The 18,400-nt window shown below is 73.3% G+C and carries 17 protein-coding genes; 10 read left to right on the top strand and 7 right to left on the bottom strand.

Features of this window, described 5'->3' with window-relative positions; all coding sequences use genetic code 11:
- Nucleotides 1–6: 6 nt before the first annotated feature.
- From ACIRRU_RS14435 to ACIRRU_RS14415, 5 genes are all read left to right on the top strand, one after another.
- Nucleotides 7–984: a carbohydrate ABC transporter permease gene (locus tag ACIRRU_RS14435; RefSeq protein WP_403679849.1), complete on the top strand. Its 978-nt coding sequence runs from the start codon at nucleotides 7–9 to the stop codon at nucleotides 982–984.
- Nucleotides 981–1,826 carry a carbohydrate ABC transporter permease gene (locus ACIRRU_RS14430; protein ID WP_403679846.1) on the top strand — a complete coding sequence of 282 codons (846 nt, stop codon included), beginning with the start codon at nucleotides 981–983 and terminating at the stop codon, nucleotides 1,824–1,826. The genes ACIRRU_RS14435 and ACIRRU_RS14430 overlap by 4 nt, the downstream gene beginning before the upstream one ends.
- 65 nt (nucleotides 1,827–1,891) lie before the next feature.
- Complete coding sequence (locus ACIRRU_RS14425) at nucleotides 1,892–3,469, top strand: beta-N-acetylhexosaminidase (protein ID WP_403679844.1); 1,578 nt, start codon at nucleotides 1,892–1,894, stop codon at nucleotides 3,467–3,469.
- A gap of 67 nt (nucleotides 3,470–3,536) precedes the next feature.
- The gene (locus ACIRRU_RS14420) at nucleotides 3,537–4,979 is read left to right on the top strand and encodes a cellulose binding domain-containing protein (protein WP_403679841.1); all 1,443 of its coding nucleotides are present in this window, start codon (nucleotides 3,537–3,539) and stop codon (nucleotides 4,977–4,979) included.
- 392 nt (nucleotides 4,980–5,371) lie between these two features.
- On the top strand, nucleotides 5,372–6,265 hold the full coding sequence (locus tag ACIRRU_RS14415; protein ID WP_403679839.1) for a bile acid:sodium symporter family protein: 894 nt from the start codon (nucleotides 5,372–5,374) through the stop codon (nucleotides 6,263–6,265).
- Between the two features lie 70 nt (nucleotides 6,266–6,335).
- On the opposite strand, the gene ACIRRU_RS14410 is transcribed toward ACIRRU_RS14415, so the two are convergent.
- The 3 genes from ACIRRU_RS14410 to ACIRRU_RS14400 all read right to left on the bottom strand — a co-directional run bounded on the left by ACIRRU_RS14410 (nucleotide 6,336) and on the right by ACIRRU_RS14400 (nucleotide 7,598).
- The gene (locus tag ACIRRU_RS14410) at nucleotides 6,336–6,671 is read right to left on the bottom strand and encodes a transcriptional regulator (RefSeq protein ID WP_403679837.1); all 336 of its coding nucleotides are present in this window, start codon (nucleotides 6,669–6,671) and stop codon (nucleotides 6,336–6,338) included.
- Nucleotides 6,658–7,185, bottom strand: a complete 528-nt coding sequence (locus ACIRRU_RS14405; RefSeq protein WP_403679835.1) for a hypothetical protein — start codon at nucleotides 7,183–7,185, stop codon at nucleotides 6,658–6,660. Before ACIRRU_RS14405 ends, ACIRRU_RS14410 begins: the two co-directional genes overlap by 14 nt.
- A 257-nt stretch (nucleotides 7,186–7,442) precedes the next feature.
- A complete protein-coding gene (locus ACIRRU_RS14400) occupies nucleotides 7,443–7,598 on the bottom strand; it encodes a DUF6131 family protein (protein ID WP_363202329.1) in 156 nt (51 codons plus the stop codon).
- Between the two features lie 225 nt (nucleotides 7,599–7,823).
- Between ACIRRU_RS14400 and ACIRRU_RS14395 the strand changes: the two genes are divergently transcribed.
- The 5 genes from ACIRRU_RS14395 to ACIRRU_RS14375 all read left to right on the top strand — a co-directional run bounded on the left by ACIRRU_RS14395 (nucleotide 7,824) and on the right by ACIRRU_RS14375 (nucleotide 12,171).
- Nucleotides 7,824–8,813 (top strand): SDR family NAD(P)-dependent oxidoreductase, encoded by a 990-nt coding sequence (locus tag ACIRRU_RS14395; protein ID WP_403679834.1) that lies wholly within the window; start codon nucleotides 7,824–7,826, stop codon nucleotides 8,811–8,813.
- A gap of 193 nt (nucleotides 8,814–9,006) precedes the next feature.
- Nucleotides 9,007–10,014 (top strand): acyl-CoA dehydrogenase family protein, encoded by a 1,008-nt coding sequence (locus ACIRRU_RS14390; protein WP_403679832.1) that lies wholly within the window; start codon nucleotides 9,007–9,009, stop codon nucleotides 10,012–10,014.
- Entirely contained in the window at nucleotides 10,011–10,784 is a 774-nt protein-coding gene (locus ACIRRU_RS14385) for a PIG-L deacetylase family protein (protein WP_403679829.1), read from the top strand. The genes ACIRRU_RS14390 and ACIRRU_RS14385 overlap by 4 nt, the downstream gene beginning before the upstream one ends.
- Complete coding sequence (locus ACIRRU_RS14380; RefSeq protein ID WP_403679828.1) at nucleotides 10,781–11,395, top strand: SAM-dependent methyltransferase; 615 nt, start codon at nucleotides 10,781–10,783, stop codon at nucleotides 11,393–11,395. Before ACIRRU_RS14385 ends, ACIRRU_RS14380 begins: the two co-directional genes overlap by 4 nt.
- Entirely contained in the window at nucleotides 11,392–12,171 is a 780-nt protein-coding gene (locus ACIRRU_RS14375; protein ID WP_403679826.1) for a glycosyltransferase, read from the top strand. The genes ACIRRU_RS14380 and ACIRRU_RS14375 overlap by 4 nt, the downstream gene beginning before the upstream one ends.
- 26 nt (nucleotides 12,172–12,197) lie before the next feature.
- On the opposite strand, the gene ACIRRU_RS14370 is transcribed toward ACIRRU_RS14375, so the two are convergent.
- The 4 genes from ACIRRU_RS14370 to ACIRRU_RS14355 all read right to left on the bottom strand — a co-directional run bounded on the left by ACIRRU_RS14370 (nucleotide 12,198) and on the right by ACIRRU_RS14355 (nucleotide 18,336).
- Nucleotides 12,198–13,097, bottom strand: a complete 900-nt coding sequence (locus ACIRRU_RS14370; protein ID WP_403679823.1) for a hypothetical protein — start codon at nucleotides 13,095–13,097, stop codon at nucleotides 12,198–12,200.
- A gap of 165 nt (nucleotides 13,098–13,262) precedes the next feature.
- Nucleotides 13,263–15,107 carry an ABC transporter ATP-binding protein gene (locus ACIRRU_RS14365; protein WP_403679821.1) on the bottom strand — a complete coding sequence of 615 codons (1,845 nt, stop codon included), beginning with the start codon at nucleotides 15,105–15,107 and terminating at the stop codon, nucleotides 13,263–13,265.
- On the bottom strand, nucleotides 15,104–16,798 hold the full coding sequence (locus ACIRRU_RS14360) for an ABC transporter ATP-binding protein (RefSeq protein ID WP_403679819.1): 1,695 nt from the start codon (nucleotides 16,796–16,798) through the stop codon (nucleotides 15,104–15,106). The genes ACIRRU_RS14365 and ACIRRU_RS14360 overlap by 4 nt, the downstream gene beginning before the upstream one ends.
- Nucleotides 16,795–18,336: an AMP-binding protein gene (locus tag ACIRRU_RS14355; RefSeq protein ID WP_403679817.1), complete on the bottom strand. Its 1,542-nt coding sequence runs from the start codon at nucleotides 18,334–18,336 to the stop codon at nucleotides 16,795–16,797. The genes ACIRRU_RS14360 and ACIRRU_RS14355 overlap by 4 nt, the downstream gene beginning before the upstream one ends.
- Between the last annotated feature and the right edge of the window lie 64 nt (nucleotides 18,337–18,400).

Below are 18,400 nucleotides of genomic sequence, written 5' to 3'. Positions count from 1 at the left end.
CGTGCCGTGCCGGTCGTCGAACAGCGGACCCCGCCCCGCACCCCCCGTGAGCGAGCGGCCGCCCCGCGCCCCGCCCCGGGGCGGCCGGTGGGCGGGGCCCGCGCCCCCTGGCCGTACCTCCTGGTCGCCCCGGCCGTCGGAGGGATGCTCTACCTGCTGGTCTACCCGTTGGCGCGGGCCGTCCTGATCTCCCTCCAGGACTTCCGGTTACGTCAGCTGATCTCCGGAGAAGCGGAGTTCGTCGGACTGCGCAACTACCGGACGCTGCTGACGGACCCCCGGTTCTGGGAGGTGGTGCGCCGGACCTTCCTCTTCATGGCGCTCAACGTCGTCCTCATCATGGTGATCGCCACGCTGGTCGCGCTGATGGTGGAGCGGCTCGGCCGGACCGGTCGGACGGTCGTGCTGTGCTCGCTGGTGCTGGCGTGGGCGATGCCGGTGGTGGCGGCGACCACGGTGTTCCAGTGGCTGTTCCACTCGGAGTTCGGCGTCGTCAACTGGGCGCTGACCTCGCTCGGTCTGGAGTCCTTCGAGCGGTACCCGTGGTTCGCGCACGGCGGCGCGGCCTTCGCCATCCTGGTCACGCTGATCGTCTGGCAGTCGGTGCCGTTCGCCGCGATCACGCTGTACTCGGCGCTCACCACCGTCCCTCCGGAGCTGTACGAGTCGGCGCGGCTGGACGGGGCGGGCGCGGGGCGGATCTTCCGCTCGGTCACCTTCCCGATGCTGCGGCCGATCTTCCTGCTGGTGTGCTCGCTGGAGGTGATCTGGACCTTCAAGGCGTTCGTCCAGATCTGGGTGATGACCCGCGGCGGCCCCGGTGACGCCACCACGATCCTGCCGGTCTACGCGGTGCAGACGGCCCTCTCCGGCCAGCGCTACGACCTCGGTTCCGCCGCGTCGATGGTCACCGTGGTGCTGATGTCCGGGGTGCTCGTCCTGTACTTCCGCCAGATGCTCCGCCAGGAGGACGAGACCCGATGAGCATCCGTACCGCACGCCCCCGGCTGCGCCGTATCCCGCTGTACGCGGCCGCGACGGCGACCGTGGTGAGCTGCCTGTTCCCGGTGTACTGGATGATCGCCACCGCCTTCAAGCCGTCCAGGGACATCCAGTCGCCCGACCCCCGTCTCCTCCCCCGCACCTGGACCCTGGACCACTTCCAACGAGCCGTGTCGGCCGATGGGTTCGCCCTGTTCTGGCGCAACAGCGTCCTCGTCACGCTGGGCGCGGTGCTCCTGGCCCTGCTGGTGGCGCTGGGCGCGGCGTTCGCCGTGGCGCGGATGCGCTGGAAGGGGCGGCGGCAGTTCATGCTGATGATCTTCATCGCGCAGATGGCGCCCTGGGAGTCCCTGATCATCCCGGTCTACATCATCTCCCGGGACACCGGCATGCTCGACCGTCTGCCGACGCTGACCCTGATCTACTTCATGATCACACTGCCGTTCACGGTGGTGGTGCTGCGCGGCTTCATCGGGACGATCCCGCCGGAGCTGGAGGAGGCCGCCCAGGTGGACGGCTGCACCCGGACCGGGGCGTTCTGGCGGGTGGCGATGCCGCTGCTGGCGCCGGGTCTCATGGCGACCTCACTGTTCGGCTTCATCACCGCCTGGAACGAGTTCGCCTACGCCAACTTCCTGATCATCAAACAGCAGGACAACCGGACGCTGCCGGTGTGGCTGTCGTCCTTCCAGAACACCTTCGGCACCGACTGGGGCGCGACGATGGCGGCCTCGACACTGTTCGCCCTGCCCGCTCTGGTGATCTTCCTGCTGCTCCAGCGCCATGTCTCCTCCGGTTTCGCCGCCGGTGCCGTCAAGGGCTAGGAGACGTCCGCCCGACCGTGGACCCGCCCGCCGTTCGCCCCCGATCCGCTTCCCCGGAGGCCCCCGTGCCCGTACCGCGCCCCGAACGCTCCCTCCTGCCCCGGCCCACCAGGATCTCCTGGCCGGGCGGGCGGCTCACCCTCGACCGGGACACCGCCGTCCGGGCGCTGCCGGGCGCCGAACCGGCGGCGGAGCTGCTGCGCACCCTGGTCGGCCCGGCCGCCGGGCTGCCGCTGGCCCCGGCGCCGGACGGGCGGATCGTCCTCGCGCTGGACGAGCAACTCGGCGGTCTCGGCGAGGAGGGGTACGGGCTGACCGTCGGCCCGCAGGCCCTGCTGCTGCGCGCCGCCCATCCGACCGGTCTGTTCCGGGGCGTTCAGACGGTCCGTCAGCTGCTGCCGCCCGAGGCCCTGTCGGGAGGGGCGGCCGGGGCCGGTTCCTGGGAGCTGCCGTGCGTGGAGATCACCGACGTGCCGGCGCTGCCGTGGCGAGGGGCGCTGCTGGACGTGGCCCGCCGTTTCCAGCCGGTCGGTTCTCTGCTGCGGTACGTGGACCTTATGGCGCTGCACAAGCTGAACGTGCTGCACCTGCATCTGACCGACGACCAGGGCTGGCGGATGCCGGTGGACGCCTACCCCCGGCTGGTCTCGGTCGGCTCCCGGCGCGCCCGCTCGCAGCTGGGCCCGACCGGACCGGAGGGGGCGCGGTTCGACGCCGAGCCGCACGAAGGGGCCTACACCAAGGCGGAGTTGCGGCGCCTGGTGCGGTACGCGGCGGAGCGCGGCATCACCGTGGTGCCGGAGATCGAGCTGCCCGGCCATGTGCGGGCGGCTCTCGCCGCCTACCCGGAGCTGGGCAACGACCCCGGCCGGAGGCTGGAGGTGTGGACGCGCTGGGGGGTGTGCGACACGATCCTCGGCGTCCACGACGAGGTCTTCGCGTTCTGCCGTGCGGTCCTGGAGGAGGTCATGGACGTCTTCCCGTCCGTTTACGTCCACATCGGCGGGGAGGAGTGCCCGACCACGGAGTGGGAGCGGAGCCCGGCCGCCCGGGAGCGCGCGGCCGCCGAAGGGCTTGAGAGCCCGGCGGCACTGCACGGCTGGTTCATGGGCCGGGTCGGGTCGTTCCTGGTGGAGCACGGCCGTATCCCGGTCGGCTGGACCGAGACCGGCACCGAACTGCCGCTGGAGTTCACGGTGATGGCCTGGCGCGACGCCGCCCACGCACGGGCAGCCGCCCGGCGCGGCCACCAGGTGATCGCGGTGCACCACCGGTCCACCTATCTGGACTACGCCCGGTCCGCCGACCCCTCGGAGCCGATCGCCCAGCCCGGCCCCCCGGTCACCCTGCGCACGGTCCACGACTACGAACCGGCCCCCGGCACCTGGCCGGAGGCGGAGCGGGCCCGGGTGCTCGGGACGCAGGCCCAGGTGTGGACCGAGTACGCGCGGGGCCCCGAGGAGATCGAGTACCTGGCCTTCCCCCGGCTGTGCGCGCTGGCCGACCGGGCCTGGTCCGGCGGGACCGGCGACTGGCCCGGCTTCACCGAGCGGCTGCGGCACCACACCGCCCGGCTGGACGCCCTCGGCGTCCCCCACCGACCGCTGGACGCCGGGCCGCTCGCGGCGGCGTCCGCCCCCTGAGGAGCAGCGCGACCCCACCCGTGACTCCCCCGCACCGTCCCCCACCGTTCTGGAGAGGAACCCCCTCGTGAACACAGCAACCAGCACACCGCGCGGCTCCAGGCTGCGCACCGGCGTGGCCTCCGCCGCCGCCGTGGCCCTGGCGTGCACCAGTCTGGCCGCGCTGCCCAGTGCGGCCTCCGCCGCGCAGGACGGGCTCGTCGTGCAGTACCGGACCAGCGCGCCCGGGGCCAACGCGGACCAGAGCGAGCCGTGGCTGAAGGTCCGCAACACCGGCTCGGCGTCCGTGCCCCTGAGCAGCGTGAAGGTGCGCTACTACTTCAAGGCCGACGCGGCCTCCGCCGCCTACCGGTTCGCCTGCTCCTGGGCGGTGCGGGGGTGCGGGAACGTGACCGGCACGTTCGGGACGCTCGCGGCCCCGACGGCCACCGCCGACCGCTACCTGGAGATCGGCTTCACCGCCGGGGCGGGCTCGCTCGCGCCGGGGGCGGACACCGGGGATCTGCAACTGCGCTTCCACCAGTCCTCCTGGGCCTCGCTCCTCCAGTCCGACGACTACTCTTTCGGACCCGACCGGGCCGCGTACGGCGACTGGTCCAAGGTCACGGCCCACCTGAACGGTGCGACCGTCTGGGGCCAGGCACCGGCGGGCAACGGCCCGACCGATCCGCCCACCGAACCGCCCACCAACCCGCCGGGGGACGGTCCCCGGCTGTTCGACGACTTCAGCTACAGCTCGCACAGCGACCCGAGGATCACCGCCAACGGCTGGAGCGTGCGCTCCAACTCCGGCGGCCCCGGGGTGCCGGGAGCGACCTGGGCCCCGGAGAACGTCACCTTCGCCGCGCAGAGCGGCAACTCGGTGATGAACCTGGAGACCTCCACGGCCGGAACCGGGGCGTCGACCCGGCACACCGAGATCCTGACGCAGCGGATGAAGTTCAAGAACGGGACGTACGCCTCCCGGGTCAAGTTCAGCGACGCTCCGCGCTCGGGTCCGGACGGAGACCGGGTCGTGCAGACGTTCTTCACCATCAACGACCTCAAGGCGCCGATGGCGGACGACTACGCGGAGTACGACTTCGAGTACCTGCCGAACGGCGGCTGGGGCGAACCGGCGAACATCCTGTACACGACCTCGTGGGAGACCTACCGGCCCGACCCGTGGGAGGCGGTCAACGCGCACAGTGAGGTCCGGCGGTCGTACGCGGGCTGGCACGACCTGGTCGTCACGATCGACGACAACCAGATCACGTACTACGTCGACGGGCAGCACTTCGGAACGCACGGGGCCGCTTACCTGCCCGAGCGGCCGATGTCGATCAACTTCAACCAGTGGCTGATCGACCTGGAAGGACAGCCGAGCACCACGCCCCGCTCCTACGACCAGCAGGTGGACTACGTCCTGCATGTGAAGGACCAGGTACTCACTCCGGCCCAGGTGAACGCGATGGTCGGGGCGTACCGGAGCGCGGGAACGACGTTCGAGGACACCGTTCCCGCCGGATAGCACGGGTCCGTATACCGCGGGACCAGGGCGGGGCAGGGGCCGGAAGCGGCCTCCGCCCCGCCTTCGCGCGCGCCGGAGGCCGGCCACCGGCGGTGGCCGGCCTCCGGCGCGTGCCCGGGGTGGGCTCGCGAACTGCTCCGGACCGCCGGCGCGGGGTGCCCTCCCAGGACACGTGATCACCGCCGTCGCCATCTGAAGCCGGTACACGGCTGGAGATGACGGGAGGTCACCAGCATGATGAGCACCCCCGGAGAACCGGCGACCCGTCACCTACGGGAGGTCATCCGGGCCCGGGGTCTGCCGTCAAACTGCCGCCTGCCGCACGGCAGTTTGACGACATGCCCCGGGGCCGGTCCCTGCCGCGCCCTCCCCTCCTCACCCACAGGACAGCGATGAACGACTCAGCACTCATCACCACCGGCCTGCCCATCGCCCTGGCGATCATCATGTTCGGCCTCGGGCTGTCCCTCACCGTCGACGACTTCAGGAGGGTCTCCCGGTCGCCGAAGGCGGTGGTCGTCGCGCTGGTGCTCCAGGTCCTGGTGCTCCCGCTCGTGGCCTTCGGACTGGTGACGGTCTTCGGCCTCGACCCCCTGCTCGCCGTCGGCGTGATGCTGTTGGCGGCGTCCCCCGGCGGGACCACGGCCAACCTGTTCAGCCACCTCTTCCGGGGGGACGTGGCCCTCAACATCACGCTGACCGCGATCAACTCGGTACTGGCCGCCCTCACCATCCCGATCATCACCAACCTGGCCATCGACCATTTCGACGCCGAAGGAGACCTCGGTCTGCAACTCGGCAAAGTGGTGCAGGTGATCGCCCTCGTGCTCGTTCCGGTCGCCGTCGGTATGGCGGTCCGACGCCGCTCGCCCCGGTTCGCGACCCGCGCCGACCGCCCGGTCCGGGTCTTCTCCGTCATCGTGCTGGTGATCGTTTCGGTCGGTGCCCTGCTCGGTGAGCGGGAGAACCTGGCCGACTACATGCGGCAGGTCGGACTCGTGACCGGCATCTTCTGCCTGGCGAGTCTCACCCTCGGCTACGCCGGTGCCCGGCTGCTCCGGCTGGACAGGCGTCAGGCGATAGCGAGTTCCATGGAGGTCGGCATCCACAACACGACGGTGGCGCTCACCATCGCGCTCAGTGTTCTGGACAGCACCGAGGTCGCGATCCCCAGTGCCGTCTACTCGGTGCTCATGTACATCCTCGCGACCGCGTTCGGATACCTGATCACCCGGCGGCACTCGGACTCGGACGCCGAAGGGAGTCTCCGGCAGCCGACCGTCTGACAAGCGGGTCAGGGCGGATGACGGGGCACCCGCTCCGCACCGGCCACGACTGGGTCGCCCTCGGCCGTGATCAGTGCCGCGGTTGCTCCGCGTGCCTCTCGCGCTCCGTGGCGAGGCGGGACGCGTCCACGATCTGTTGCAGGGCCGCCGCGTGCTTCTCCAGTGCGGAGCGCCCGTCCGCGCTCAGAGCCACCCAGGTGCGCGGGCGCTTGCCCACGTAGCCCTTCTTGACGTCGACGTAACCGTGGCTCTCCAAGGTGGTGATCTGCTTCGAGAGGGCGGAGGCCGAGACCTCTGCCGACTCCTTGACCCACGACCACTCCGCCCACCGCGTACCGGCCAGCAGTGACACGATGGTCAGGCGCGTGGAGTCGAGAAGTACGGGATCGAAGTCAGCGCGAGGCACCCGGATCCGCCCCCGCCGGGTGAGCGCCGCGCACCGCGCGGGCCCTCACCGCTTGATCCCATGTGGGTCCCAGAAGGATCAGCGCACCGCCGAGCAGGACCCCGACGCCGGAACGCCAGTACGGCGTGTCGAGCGAGAACCGCGTTCCCAGCACCGAGACGACCAGACCGAGCGCCATGACGGACAGCAGCGTCAGACGCCTCCTCCGCATGTAGGACCTGTCCAGTTCCTCCTCGCGCGCGCCTGTGCGATGACCCAGGAGCGCCGAACCGCGACGGGTGCGGAGCAGAAGGGCGTAGGTGATGGCGAGCGCCGCGAAGGCGATGGACACCCAGGCCTGTGCGGCGTCATCGACCCAGTCAGGGGCAGCGAGCAGCAGGAAGACCGCGACGCCGAGGACCACGTACACCCATTTCGCGCCCCCGCTGCCCTCGGCGGCCTGTATACGTCGTCGTTCGACGTCCCGAAGAGCGCGTGCTGCCTCTTCCGGCGTCGGGTCCGGCTGGGTGGACATCGGCATCTCCCTGCGTCGAGAGGAGAAGGTCGGCAGCTCGCCGACCACTTTCCTCTCAGGAAACTAGTTTCCCCGCAGGGAGCTGTCAATCTTGCAGGACATCGGCACCCTTCCAGGCGCCCGTCCTCGGACGGCGGAAGCGGCAACTCAGCCCGCACCGCCCGTCGTTGCGCGGGTCACATCCGACCTGACGCGGCTGGTGACCCCACACCGCGCTCTGGCGGAAGAGGGGTCCACGACGTCTTGCGGACCTCCCGTCACCAGTAGTGCCGTCGTCCTCCCACCGCGTGTCCCACGGCTCCGAGGACCCACAGCACAGCGCCGATGGCCACCAGGATGATGCCGATGGTCCACAGGACGCCGATACCGGCGATCAGGCCGATGATGAGAAGGATGAGGCCGAGGATGATCATGGTTCCTCCGATCACGCCCCCTCCTCAGTCTCGCCCCGCCACCGCCTGGCCACAACACGGGCGGGAAGCCTCCGCCCGCTCGGGGCCTCCCGCGAGAACGCCCGGGGCTTCCCGCGAAAAGGGGTGCGGCGGAGCGTTACAGGTGTCGAAGGCTGGGAACTCGGGGCAGGCCCGCGCTCCGGCGTCGGCCACCACCTGTCGAGCGCACCCCGGAAGGGCGATGAGATGACCGACCGCACCCGCCTCCCGCATCGGACCAAGGGCCCAGGAGCCCTGGTCACCGGCGGCTCCCGGGGTCTTGGGCTCTTCATGGCCCGCCGGCTGGTGGAGCGCGGGTGCGTCGTGACCATCGCCGCCCGCGACGCCGATGAACTGGCGCGGGCGGCGGCGCGGCTGAGGGAGGACACCGGGGTCACCGTGCGTACCGCCGTGTGCGACGTGCGCGACCGCACCGCCGTGCGTGCCCTGGTGCGCGAGGTCCATGAGCGCGACGGCCTCGACCTCGTCATCGCCAACGCGGGAGTCATCCAGGTCGCGCCCGTCGAGGCGGTGGGCGCGTCGGAGTTCGGCGACGCCATGGACACCATGTTCTTCGGCGCTCTGCACACGTCTTTGGAGGCGCTGCCGTACCTGCGGGAGACCCGGGGCCGCCTCGGTCTCATCGGGTCGGTCGGTGGTCTGACGGGCGTTCCGCACCTGCTGCCGTACTCGTGCGCGAAGGCGGCGGTCGGGGCGCTCGCCGAGGGGCTGCACGCCGAGGCGGCTGCCTCCGGGGTCAGTGTCACCGCAGTCCACCCGGGTCTGATGCGGACCGGATCGCACCGGCAGGCCGAGTTCGGCGGAGACGTGGATGCCGAGTTCGGCTGGTTCAGCGCCGCGGCGGGCGCTCCGCTGCTGTCGATGGACGCTGAGCGGGCCGCCCGCAGGATCGTGGACGCGGTCATCCAGCGGCGCGCCCGGCTGGTGCTCACCCTGCCCGCCAAGGCGGCCCAGCTCGCGCACGGTGTGGCGCCCGGCCTGACGACCCGGCTCAGCGGGGCTGTCGCGCGGGTGCTGCCGACCGCTTCGAACCACGGCCCGCTGCGCCAGGGCGCCGAGGCGGGGGAGCCGCGCGGTCCGATCGCGAAGCTCCTCCGGGCCTGGGGCAGCGCGCGCAACGACCGGGTGGTGACCCGGGCCAATCAGGAGGAGCCCGGACCGCGCACCAGCTCGTAGACCACCCGTACCCGCCCGGCGCGGCCCCGTGCCGGGCGGGCCGGTGGAGTCCGGCCGGGGCGAACCGGCTCACCGCCACGGCGGGATCACCGGCGGCCGGGCGGACGAACTCGATCGCGGGACCCGCCCCGGGGTGCCCCACGCCGTCCACGTCGCCCCCCCCCACACACACGAGGCTCAGGAGAAGCGAGCGATGAACGACCGTCCCGGGCAGGAAGATCTCCTGCCCGACCCGCTCAGCCCGGAGTACCGCGCCGGTGAAAGCTTCCGGGCCTTCGTCGCGGAAGAGGCGGCGCGGGTCGCGCTGCCCGGCCGTGCGACCGCCCGCCGTTTCGCCGCCCTGGCCGAACTGGGCCGCAGGGACCTGTCGCTGGCTCGGCTCGCCGAGGGCCACCTCGACGCGGCGGCGATCCTGCACGAGCTGGAACACGCGCTGCCCGCTCCGGACGAGCGTTGGGGCGTGTGGGCCGCGCGCCCGCCCGGCCCCGGGGTCACAGCCCGGCCGGACGGGCAGGGCTGGCGGCTCACCGGCCTCAAGCCCTACTGCTCGGGAGCCCGCAGCTGCACCCACGCCCTGGTGACGGCGGACGCCGAGGACGGCTACCGGCTCTTCGCGGTGGCCCTCGGCCACCCGGGGTTCCAGCCGGTCGCCGGGACATGGCCCGCGGTGGGCATGCGGGGCAGCGACACCCTGGACGTCACGTTCGACGACGTACCCGCGCGCGCCGTCGGCGGCCCGGACGGTTATCTGCGGCGCGCCGGCTTCCCGCACGGCGGGATCGGGGTGGCGGCGTGCTGGCTCGGCGGCGCTCAGGCCGTCGCCACCGTTCTCTACGACCGCGCGGCGACCGGCCGGATCGACGAGCACGCGGCCGCTCACCTGGGCGCGGTCGACGTACTCCTGCACACCGCGCGGACCATGGTGCTGGGAGCCGGGGACGCCATCGACGCCGATCCTCTGGACGAACGCGGCGAGGCCGCGCTGCGCGGACTACGGGTGCGGTCCCTGGTCGAGAAGGTGTGCACCGAGGTGATGGAGCACGTGGGCCGCGCCTCGGGAGCGGGGCCGCTGTGCCACGACGAACGGCACGCGCGGGCGGTGGCGGACCTGACGGTGTACGTACGTCAGCACCACGCCGAGTCGGACCTCGCGGAGCTCGGCCGGCTGGCGGCGCGCGACGCCGCCGAGGGAGCGCGATGAGCGGGGCCGCGAAGGGGACGCCCTCCCGGGAGGAGGCCGCGGCGCTGATCGACGCGGCCGGGACCGACGAGGCCGACTGGCTGGCGGCCGGCTTGGAGGCGAAGCTGCCGCTGCTGCGGGTCCCCGATGGGCCCGTCGTGGTGGTGGCCGCGCACCCGGACGACGAGGTGCTGGGCTGCGGCGGGACCATCGCCGCTCTCCTGGCGTCGGGTGTCACGGTGCACACCGTGTGCCTGACCGCCGGTGAGGCCTCGCACGGCACCGGGGACACCGGGGCGATGGCCCGTCTCGCCGGGCGACGGCGTGCGGAGCTCGCCGCGGCGCTGCGCGCTCTCGGACCGCTGCCGGAACCGGTGTACGCGGCGCTGCCCGACACCGGCCTGGACCAGCACGAGGACGAAGCCCGCGTGATCATCGCCGAGGTCGTGGCGCGGACCGGCGCGGCGCTCTGTCTGGCGCCGTGGGAGGGCGATCTGCACAGCGACCACGAGGCGGCCGGCCGGGCCGCGCGGCGGGCCGGTCGCGAGGGCAGGGTCGCCGTGTGGAGGTATCCGGTGTGGATGTGGCACTGGGCCCGCCCCGGCGACCCCCGGGTGCCCTGGCATCGGGCGGGCGTGCTGTCGCTCTCCGAGGGCGCTCTGGACCGCAAGAAGGCGGCGCTGGCCTGCTTCACCAGCCAGCTGGAACCGCGTGGCCCGGGGCAGGGCCCGGTTCTGCCGCCGTGGGAACTGGCCCATCACATCCGCGCGTTCGAAACGGTGATGCGTTGAACACTCCTGACAGCTACTTCGAGGGCCAGTACGCCCGAGCCGACGACCCCTGGCGGCTGGCCGAGCGGTGGTACGACCGGCGCAAGTACGAACTGACCGTCGCGGCGCTTCCCCGGGCCCGCTACCGCGCGGCGTTCGAGCCGGGCTGTTCCGTCGGCGTCCTCAGCGCACTGCTCGCCCCGCGCTGCGACGCCCTGCTCTGCGCCGACCGGGCCCCCCGTGCGGTCGAGGCGGCAAGCCGCCGCCTGGCCAGGATGCCCCAGGTGACGGTCCGGCACATGAGTGTCCCCGGACAGTGGCCCGCGGGCTCCTTCGACCTGGTGGTCCTGTCGGAGCTCCTGTACTACTTCGGCTCCGCGGACCGCGCCCGGGTGCTGCGGCACAGCATCGACAGCCTGGGCGACGGCGGGCACCTGGTCACCGTCCACTGGAACCACCCGGTCGACGAGCACACCCGTACCGGCCGGGAGATCGCCGAAGAGGTCGAAGCGGCGGCGGAACTGCGCCCGTTGGCCCGGTACGACGACCCCGACTTCACCCTCACCGTCCACGAGCGCGCCACCGGCCCCGGGGCCGCCCTGTCGCCCGCGCGCGCCGAGGGCCTGGCATGAACGTCTCCGCCGTGGCCGTCGTGGTCCCGGCGCACAACGAGGCCGAGCGCGTCGTGGCGTGCATCCGGAGCATCGGCGCGGCCGCGGACCAGGTGGCCCCGCTGCCCGTGCACACCGTGCTGGTCGCGGACGACTGCACCGATGCCACCGCCGCCCTCGCCGCACGCGAGGGCGCTCACGTTCTGGGAGTCGCCCGGCGCAACGTGGGGGCGGCCCGCGCCGCCGGAGTCCTGCGGGCGCTGTCGCTGCTGGGCCCCTCGGAGCCGGACATCTGGCTTGCCATGACCGACGCCGATTCGACCGTTCCCGCGCACTGGCTGACGCGGCAGACCGCGTGGGCCCGCCGCGGCCACGACCTCGTCCTGGGCACCATCCGGCTCGCCCCGCCGGCGCCGACGAGCTCCGGGCGGGCCCGCGAGCGGCACGACGCCGCCTACTTCCGCACCCGTCCGACGGCACCCGGCGGTCCGCCCTGGCAACACCCCCACATCCACGGCGCCAACATGGGCTTTTCCGCCACCGCCTACCGCCGGGTGGGCGGCTTCGCCCCCCTCACGACGAGCGAGGACCGCGACCTCGTGGACAGGCTCTCCGCGGCGGGGCACCGCATCGCGCGCAGCGACGACCACCCGGTGCGCAGCGCCGACCGGCTGCGTGGCCGCGCCCCGGGCGGTCTCGCCGACCTGCTCGCGTCCCTGCGACTGGCGGGATCGCCGCCCGTGGTGGCCACGGCGGCGATGGCCGGGCCGCGCTCCACGACCGTGCCCGAGCCGTAGCTTGCCCGCCGGGCACACGGGATGACTCAGAAGCCGCCGCCGCAGTTGAAGCCGCCGCTTCCGTAGTCGGTCGCGGTGTAGCCGTGACCTCCCCGTCCGCGGACCGGGCCGGAAGGGGGGCGCCGCGGCATCGTGTCGGGGCGGAGCCAGAAGTCGGAGGTGACGACAGCCCACCACTCCTCGAAGGACTCAGCGCCTCCGGGGACCGAGCACTCCGCAACCACACTGTCCCGGCAGGCCTGGTCCCAGCGCACCGTGGTACACCCCTCATCACCGAGCTTCAGAAGCTTCTTCTCCAGCTGGTGGAACGTCAGCGGCTTTGCCGGCCGATGGACGGTCCCGCGCGCCTGGGCCGCGGCGGGAAGGTCGCAGCGGTGGATCAGGACCGACGTTCCGCCGCCCTCAACCACCCAGCACCACACTCGCCGGCTCGCCAGCTCGTGGCACCGGTCACGCCAGAGCGCTTGGCGTGCCCGCCGCTCGGCCTGTTCGGCCTCCCGGCGGCGGTCCTGCTCCTCCCGCTCCTCCGCCTCCGCGGTCAGGCGGCGGTTGATCTCCTCACGCACCGGTGCGTAGTCCTCCTCGGCCTGCGCCAGAGCGGCACGGAGACGCTCCACCGACTGCTCCCGGCGTCGGCGGGCACCGGGCAGGAAGCGGACCCTCCAGCGGCGGGTGGCTGACCAGTAGGCATCCTCCGCGGCTTTCGCCGCGCGCTCGAACCGCTCCCCCGCCGCCCGCCACCGGACCTCCTCGGCCGGGACGCTCCGGACGGAGTCCCGGGCCGGAACCCCGCTGGGACGCAGAACCCAGTAGAAGGAGTACGTGATCCGGCTCACCAGGTCCGCGCCAGAACGGACCTCGCCCACATCAATGGGACGCCTGACCTGGAACACCTCGATGAAGACCCACTGCTCCGCGCTGTTCACGGGCGACCACCTCCCCGTGAACAGCGTCCTCCATCACCCGACGCGAAACAACGGCGCCTAACCCGTGTCCGGCTGACCCCGTCTTCCCCGGGGGAACCCGCTCAAGGCGTCGGTACGCGCCTCGGTCTCGCCGGGGCGCCGAGCCGTATGCGCGCTCCGGCTCCCTCAGTCCGTGAGGCTCGTGGCCGGGGGGTCGTCGCCGCGGGCGGACTCCCAGGAGTGCAGCAGCGAGGCGTAGGCTCCCCGCGCCGCGAGCAGGGTGTCGTGGCTGCCGAGTTCGACGATCCGGCCGTGGTCCATGACCGCGATGCGGTCGGCGTCCCGGACCGAGTCCAGGTGGTGCACGATCGAGATCACCGTCCGGCCCTCGATCAGGGCCGCGAGCGAGCGCTCCACCCGGCGCGAGGCGGTGGAGTCCAGCAGGGCGGTGGCCTCGTCGAGGACCAGGGTGTGCGGGTCGGCGAGCAGCAGCCGGGCGAGTGCGAGCTGCTGGGCGGCGGACGGGGAGACCGGGGCGGCGCCCGGCCCGATCTCGCTGTCCAGGCCGTCGGGCAGTGTCCGTGCCCAGTCCGCGAGCAGGACCGCCTCCAGCGCCTCCCACAGCGCCTTGTCCTCCGCTTCCGGTTCCGCTCCCCCACCGGTCAGGGTGAGGTTGTCCCGCAGCGTCCCGCTGAAGACGTGCTGCTCCTGCGTCACCAGCACGATCTCCCGGCGCAGTTGCCCGACCGGGAATCCGGAGACCTCGGCGCCGCCGATGCGCACGCTTCCCCGGTCCGGGTGGTGCACACCGGCCAGCAGCTTGCCGAGCGTGGACTTGCCCGCGCCCGACGCGCCCACCACGACGAGGCGTTCGCCGGGTGCGATGTCGAGGTCGATCCCGGTCAGGACCTCCCGGTCCGGCCCGTATCCGAAGCCGACGCCTTCGAGGCGGATCGCGTGGCCCTCGGTGGGCACGGGCGGGCGGGTCTTTTCGGACGGCAGCAGGTCCACGCCCAGGATGCGGCGCAGCGCCGCGTTGCCGATCTGTAGTTCGTCGGTCCAGGTCAGCAGGTCGTCGAGGGGTTCGCCGAGGGCCTGTACGTAGAGGACGACCGCGGTCACCTCGGCCAGGCCCACCTGACCCCGCTGGTAGGCGAGGCCGCCGATCAGCAGGGTCAGTGCCATCGGGACCATCGTGGCGAGGTCCAGGCTGGGGAACCAGATGGTCTGGAGCCATGTGGTGCGCTGCCGCGTGCGGACCACGGCGTCGACCGCCCGGCCGTGCCGCGCGCGCTGACGCGCCCCGAGCCCGAGGGACTCCACGGCGGCGGCGCCCCGCGCGGTCTCGTGCACCACCGCCAGGACGTCGGCCTCCTGGGCGAGGAGTCGTTCGTACGCCCGGGTCGCGCGCCGCCGGTACCACCACGTCGAGAGCACCGCGAGGGGCAGCCCCGGCAACAGTGCGAGCGCGAGCAGCGGCGAGGTCAGCACGATCGCGGCGAGGGTGAACACCATGGTGACCGCGGCGAGCGCGATCCGGGGGACGGCCTGCCGGATGCTCTCGTTGAGCCGGTCGGCGTCGGTCGTGGCGCGGCTGAGGAGGTCGCCGGTGCCGACGCTCTCCACCTGGGCCAGCGGCAGCCCGAGGACCCGGCGGACGAAGTGCTCGCGGGTGTGGGCCAGGACGCGTTCGCCGAGCAGCGTGGCCTGGGTGCGGGCCGCACGGGCGAGCAGCGCGTGAGCGGTCAGGACCCCGAAGAAGGTTAGGGCGAACATGTCGACCCGGCCGGTGCCGGTGCCGTCCTTGACGGACTCGATCAGCCGGCCCAGCAGCCGGGGCCCGACCAGTCCGGCGAGCAGCGCGGCGGCGAACAGGCCGAAGGTGAGGGCGAGCCGGGGGGCCTCGCGGCGCAGGAAGGCGCCGACCCAGACCCGTACATCGGCGCGGCCGGCCAGCGGCAGCCGCCCGGGGGCCGCGACCGTCCCGGCGGGGCCGGGTCCGGCGTCGGCCCGGGTGGTGGTGGTCGTCACGAGGGCCCTCCTGCGGGGCGGTCGGGGCCTGCGGGGGTGGTGTCCGTGTCGAGGCGGATCTCGTGGTCGGCGACCCCGCGCCACAGCGGGCTGTCGGTGAGCACGAGGGTGGTGCGTCCCGCGCGGAGCGCGGCCACCCGTTCCGCGACGCGCGCCTCGGTGTGGGCGTCCACGGAGGCGGTCGGGTCCTCCAGGACCAGGACGTCGGGGGACGCGAGCAACGCGCGTGCCAAGACCAGGCGTTGGCGCTGGCCTCCGGACAGGGTCCGGCCGCCCTCGTCGACCAGGGCGTCGAGCCCGCCGGGCAGCTCCTCGACCACGTCGGTGGCGTCCGCGGCCCACAGCGCCCGGTCCAGCGCCTCCTGGGAGCGGGCGGGGGTCGCGGCGGTCAGCTCCTCTCGTACGCTGCCGGTGAACAACGGGTCGCCGGGTCCGGAACGCAGCGTCCTGGTGCGCAGTTCGGCGAGGTCCACCCGGTCGAGCGGTACGCCGCCGAGCAGCACGGGCGGGGTGCCGTCCGGTCCGACGGGCCGGGTCAGCCGGTCGGCGAGGTCCCCGGCGCGGTCGGTGGGCACCACGGCCACGGTGAGCCGTCCGGCCCGAGCGGTGATCCCGGTCCCCGGGTCGGTGAGGGAGAGCGGGCCGGGCGGCAGGGGCTCCGGGTGCGGGGGTTCGGCGGTGTCGGGCTCCAGGCGCAGCAGGGTGCAGATCCGGCCCGCCGCGACCCGGGCCAGGCTGACCGTCTCGGCGGCCTCGGTCGCGGTGCTGACCGGCAGCGTGAGGAAGGCCGAGGCACCGTAGAACGCGATGAGTTCACCGGCGGTGATGGTGCCGTTCAGGGCGAGACGGGCTCCGAACCAGACGATGCCGACGGTGACGAGGCCCGGCAGCAGGACGCCCGCCGCCTGGAGCCACGCCTCCATCCGTCCGGCCGACTCGCCCGCCCTGCGCACCTGTTGGCTGGTGCGGCGGAAGCGCTCGGCGAAGCGGGCCTCGCCGCCGATGCCGCGCAGGATCCGCAGGCCCGCGACGATGTCGCCCGCCTGGGAGGTGGCGATGCCCATCTGCTCGCGCTGGGCCTCGTCGCGCGCCTGGAGCGGGCGGAGCAGCGGGCCGATGCCGAGCACGGCGGCGGGCACGCCGATGAGGACGGCGAGGCCGAGCAGCGGTGAGGTGACCGTGAGCGCGACGGTCACCAGGGCGGCGGCGATCATCGCCCCGACCGTGCGGCCCACCACCTCGAACGCCTGGCCGATGCTCTCGACGTCGGCGGCGGCCGAGGCCACCACGTCCCCGGAGCGGGCCCTGGTGCGCAGCGTGGCGCCGAGCCGGACGACCTGGCGCATCAGCACCCGGTGGCTGTACGACACGGCGTGCGCCTCGGAGCCGACGGCGGCCTGGATCAGTCCCGCGCCCGCGAGCGCCTGGACGACGCCGAGACCGAGCGCCACCAGGGCCCACAGCACCACGTCGCCCGCGCCACCACCTGGTCCGGCCGCGTCGATGGCCCGCCCGACGACGAGCGGGGTGAGGGCGAGCGGCACCATCCAGACCGTGCCGAGCAGCGTGCTGAGCACCAGCGGCCAGGGGCGGGCGCGCACCAGCCACCAGAGGAAGGACCAGGGTCCCCGGACGTTCACCTCGGGTACGGCGGGCGGGGCGACCGAGGGGTCGAAGAGCCGGTTCGTCACAGGTACCGGTCCCGGGTCGCGGTGCGGTGGACCTTGCCGGTGCGTGTGTGGGCGAGGGCCGGGACAGCGATGATCCGGTCGGGTACGCAGTGGTCGGGCAGGACGGCCCGCAGCCGTTCGCGCAACGCGTCGGCGGGCGGATCGGCCACGGCGGCGGGCACGGCGGCGCCGACACCCTCCCCGGCGGCAGGGGGCTCGCCGCCCAGCACCACGAAGGCGACCAGCACCGTGTGTTCGCCCTTGACGTGCGGGGCGGCGGCCACCGCCGTCACGCCCGGGAGCCTGCCCATGGCCTCCTCGACGTCCAGCAGGTCCACCCGGTGGCCGCGGATCTTGACCTGGTGGTCGAGGCGTCCGTGGAAGACCAGGCTGCCGTCGGCGGCCTGGTGGACGAGGTCGCCGGTGCGGTACCAGCGGTCCGGGCCGTCGCCGGGATCGGCCTCGGTGAAGCAGGCGGCGGTGCGCTCGGGGTCGTCGAGGTAGCCGGTGGCGAGCTGCGGGCCGGCCACCCACAGTTCACCGGGGCCGTCGGGCGCGTCCGGACGGGGGACGACAGCCTGGCGCACGGACGGCAGCGGGCGGCCGATCGGCACGCCCTCGGGGAACGGTCCTCCGGCGTCCGGCCCGGCGAGGAGGGCGGTGTGGGTGACGAGGGCGGTCTCGGTGGAGCCGTAGGTGTTGAGCAGCCGGACGTGACCGGCGCCGAGCCGCTCCCAGCGCTCCAGCATGTCCGGGCGGACGCCCTCGCCGCCGATGACCACGGTCCCGATGTGGCCGGGGAGCTTGCGGCCCGTCTCCAGCAGGTGGCCCGTGTAGAGGTGCCAGTAGTCGACGGGCAGGTTGACGAGGGTGACCTCGTGGTCGGTGAGGACCCGGTCGAGGTCGCTCTCGGCCTCCTCGTCGAGGACGAGGAGGCCGCCCGCGAGCAGGGTGGGCAGGATCTCCTCCAGGCTGGTGTCGCCGTCCGCCCGGTGGAAGTTCAGGGCGACGGTGTCCGGGCCCACGCCGTACCGCTCGATCAGGTGCGGGAGGACGGCGTGCAGGGCGCCGTGCGGGACCGCGGCGGCCTTGGGGGCTCCGGTGGAGCCCGAGGTGAACAGCGCGTAGGCGGGGTCCTCGGCCCGCACCGGCTCTCCGCTCTGCCGTGAAGGGGAGCGCGGGCGGGACCAGTTGGGGCGCAGGACGCGGGATGCGGCGGGCAGCGGCCCGCTGCCCGCGGTGGTGACCAGTTCGTCGCAGCCGAGGGCGCGCAGCGCCTCGTCGGGGTGGCCTTCGGGGCCCGCGCCCACGGGGACGAAGGCCCGCCCGGCCGCGAGGACGCCGAGGATCGCGGCGATATCGCGGACGCTGTGGTGGACCGTGATGCCCACCGGTGGGAGCGGCCGCCGGGCACGGGTGGCGACGAGGTCGGCCACCGCCTCCGCCCAGCCGGCCAGCCGGCCGTAGGGGACGGTGACTCCGTTGTCGACGACGGCGGGCCGGTCGGGCTGGGAGCGGGCCAGGGCGAAGAAGGGATCGAGCACGCTGGGCAGGGTCATGGCAGGCGTCTTCTCTTGTCCGTCCGTGGTGAGAGGCCGGGCGCAATCGGTGACGAACCGTCAG

Source organism: Streptomyces sp. NPDC101181 (assembly GCF_044767975.1).
Taxonomy (GTDB): domain Bacteria; phylum Actinomycetota; class Actinomycetes; order Streptomycetales; family Streptomycetaceae; genus Streptomyces.
The sequence above is the reverse complement of the archived record's forward strand: the minus strand, read 5'-3'. Positions and strand labels throughout refer to the sequence as shown.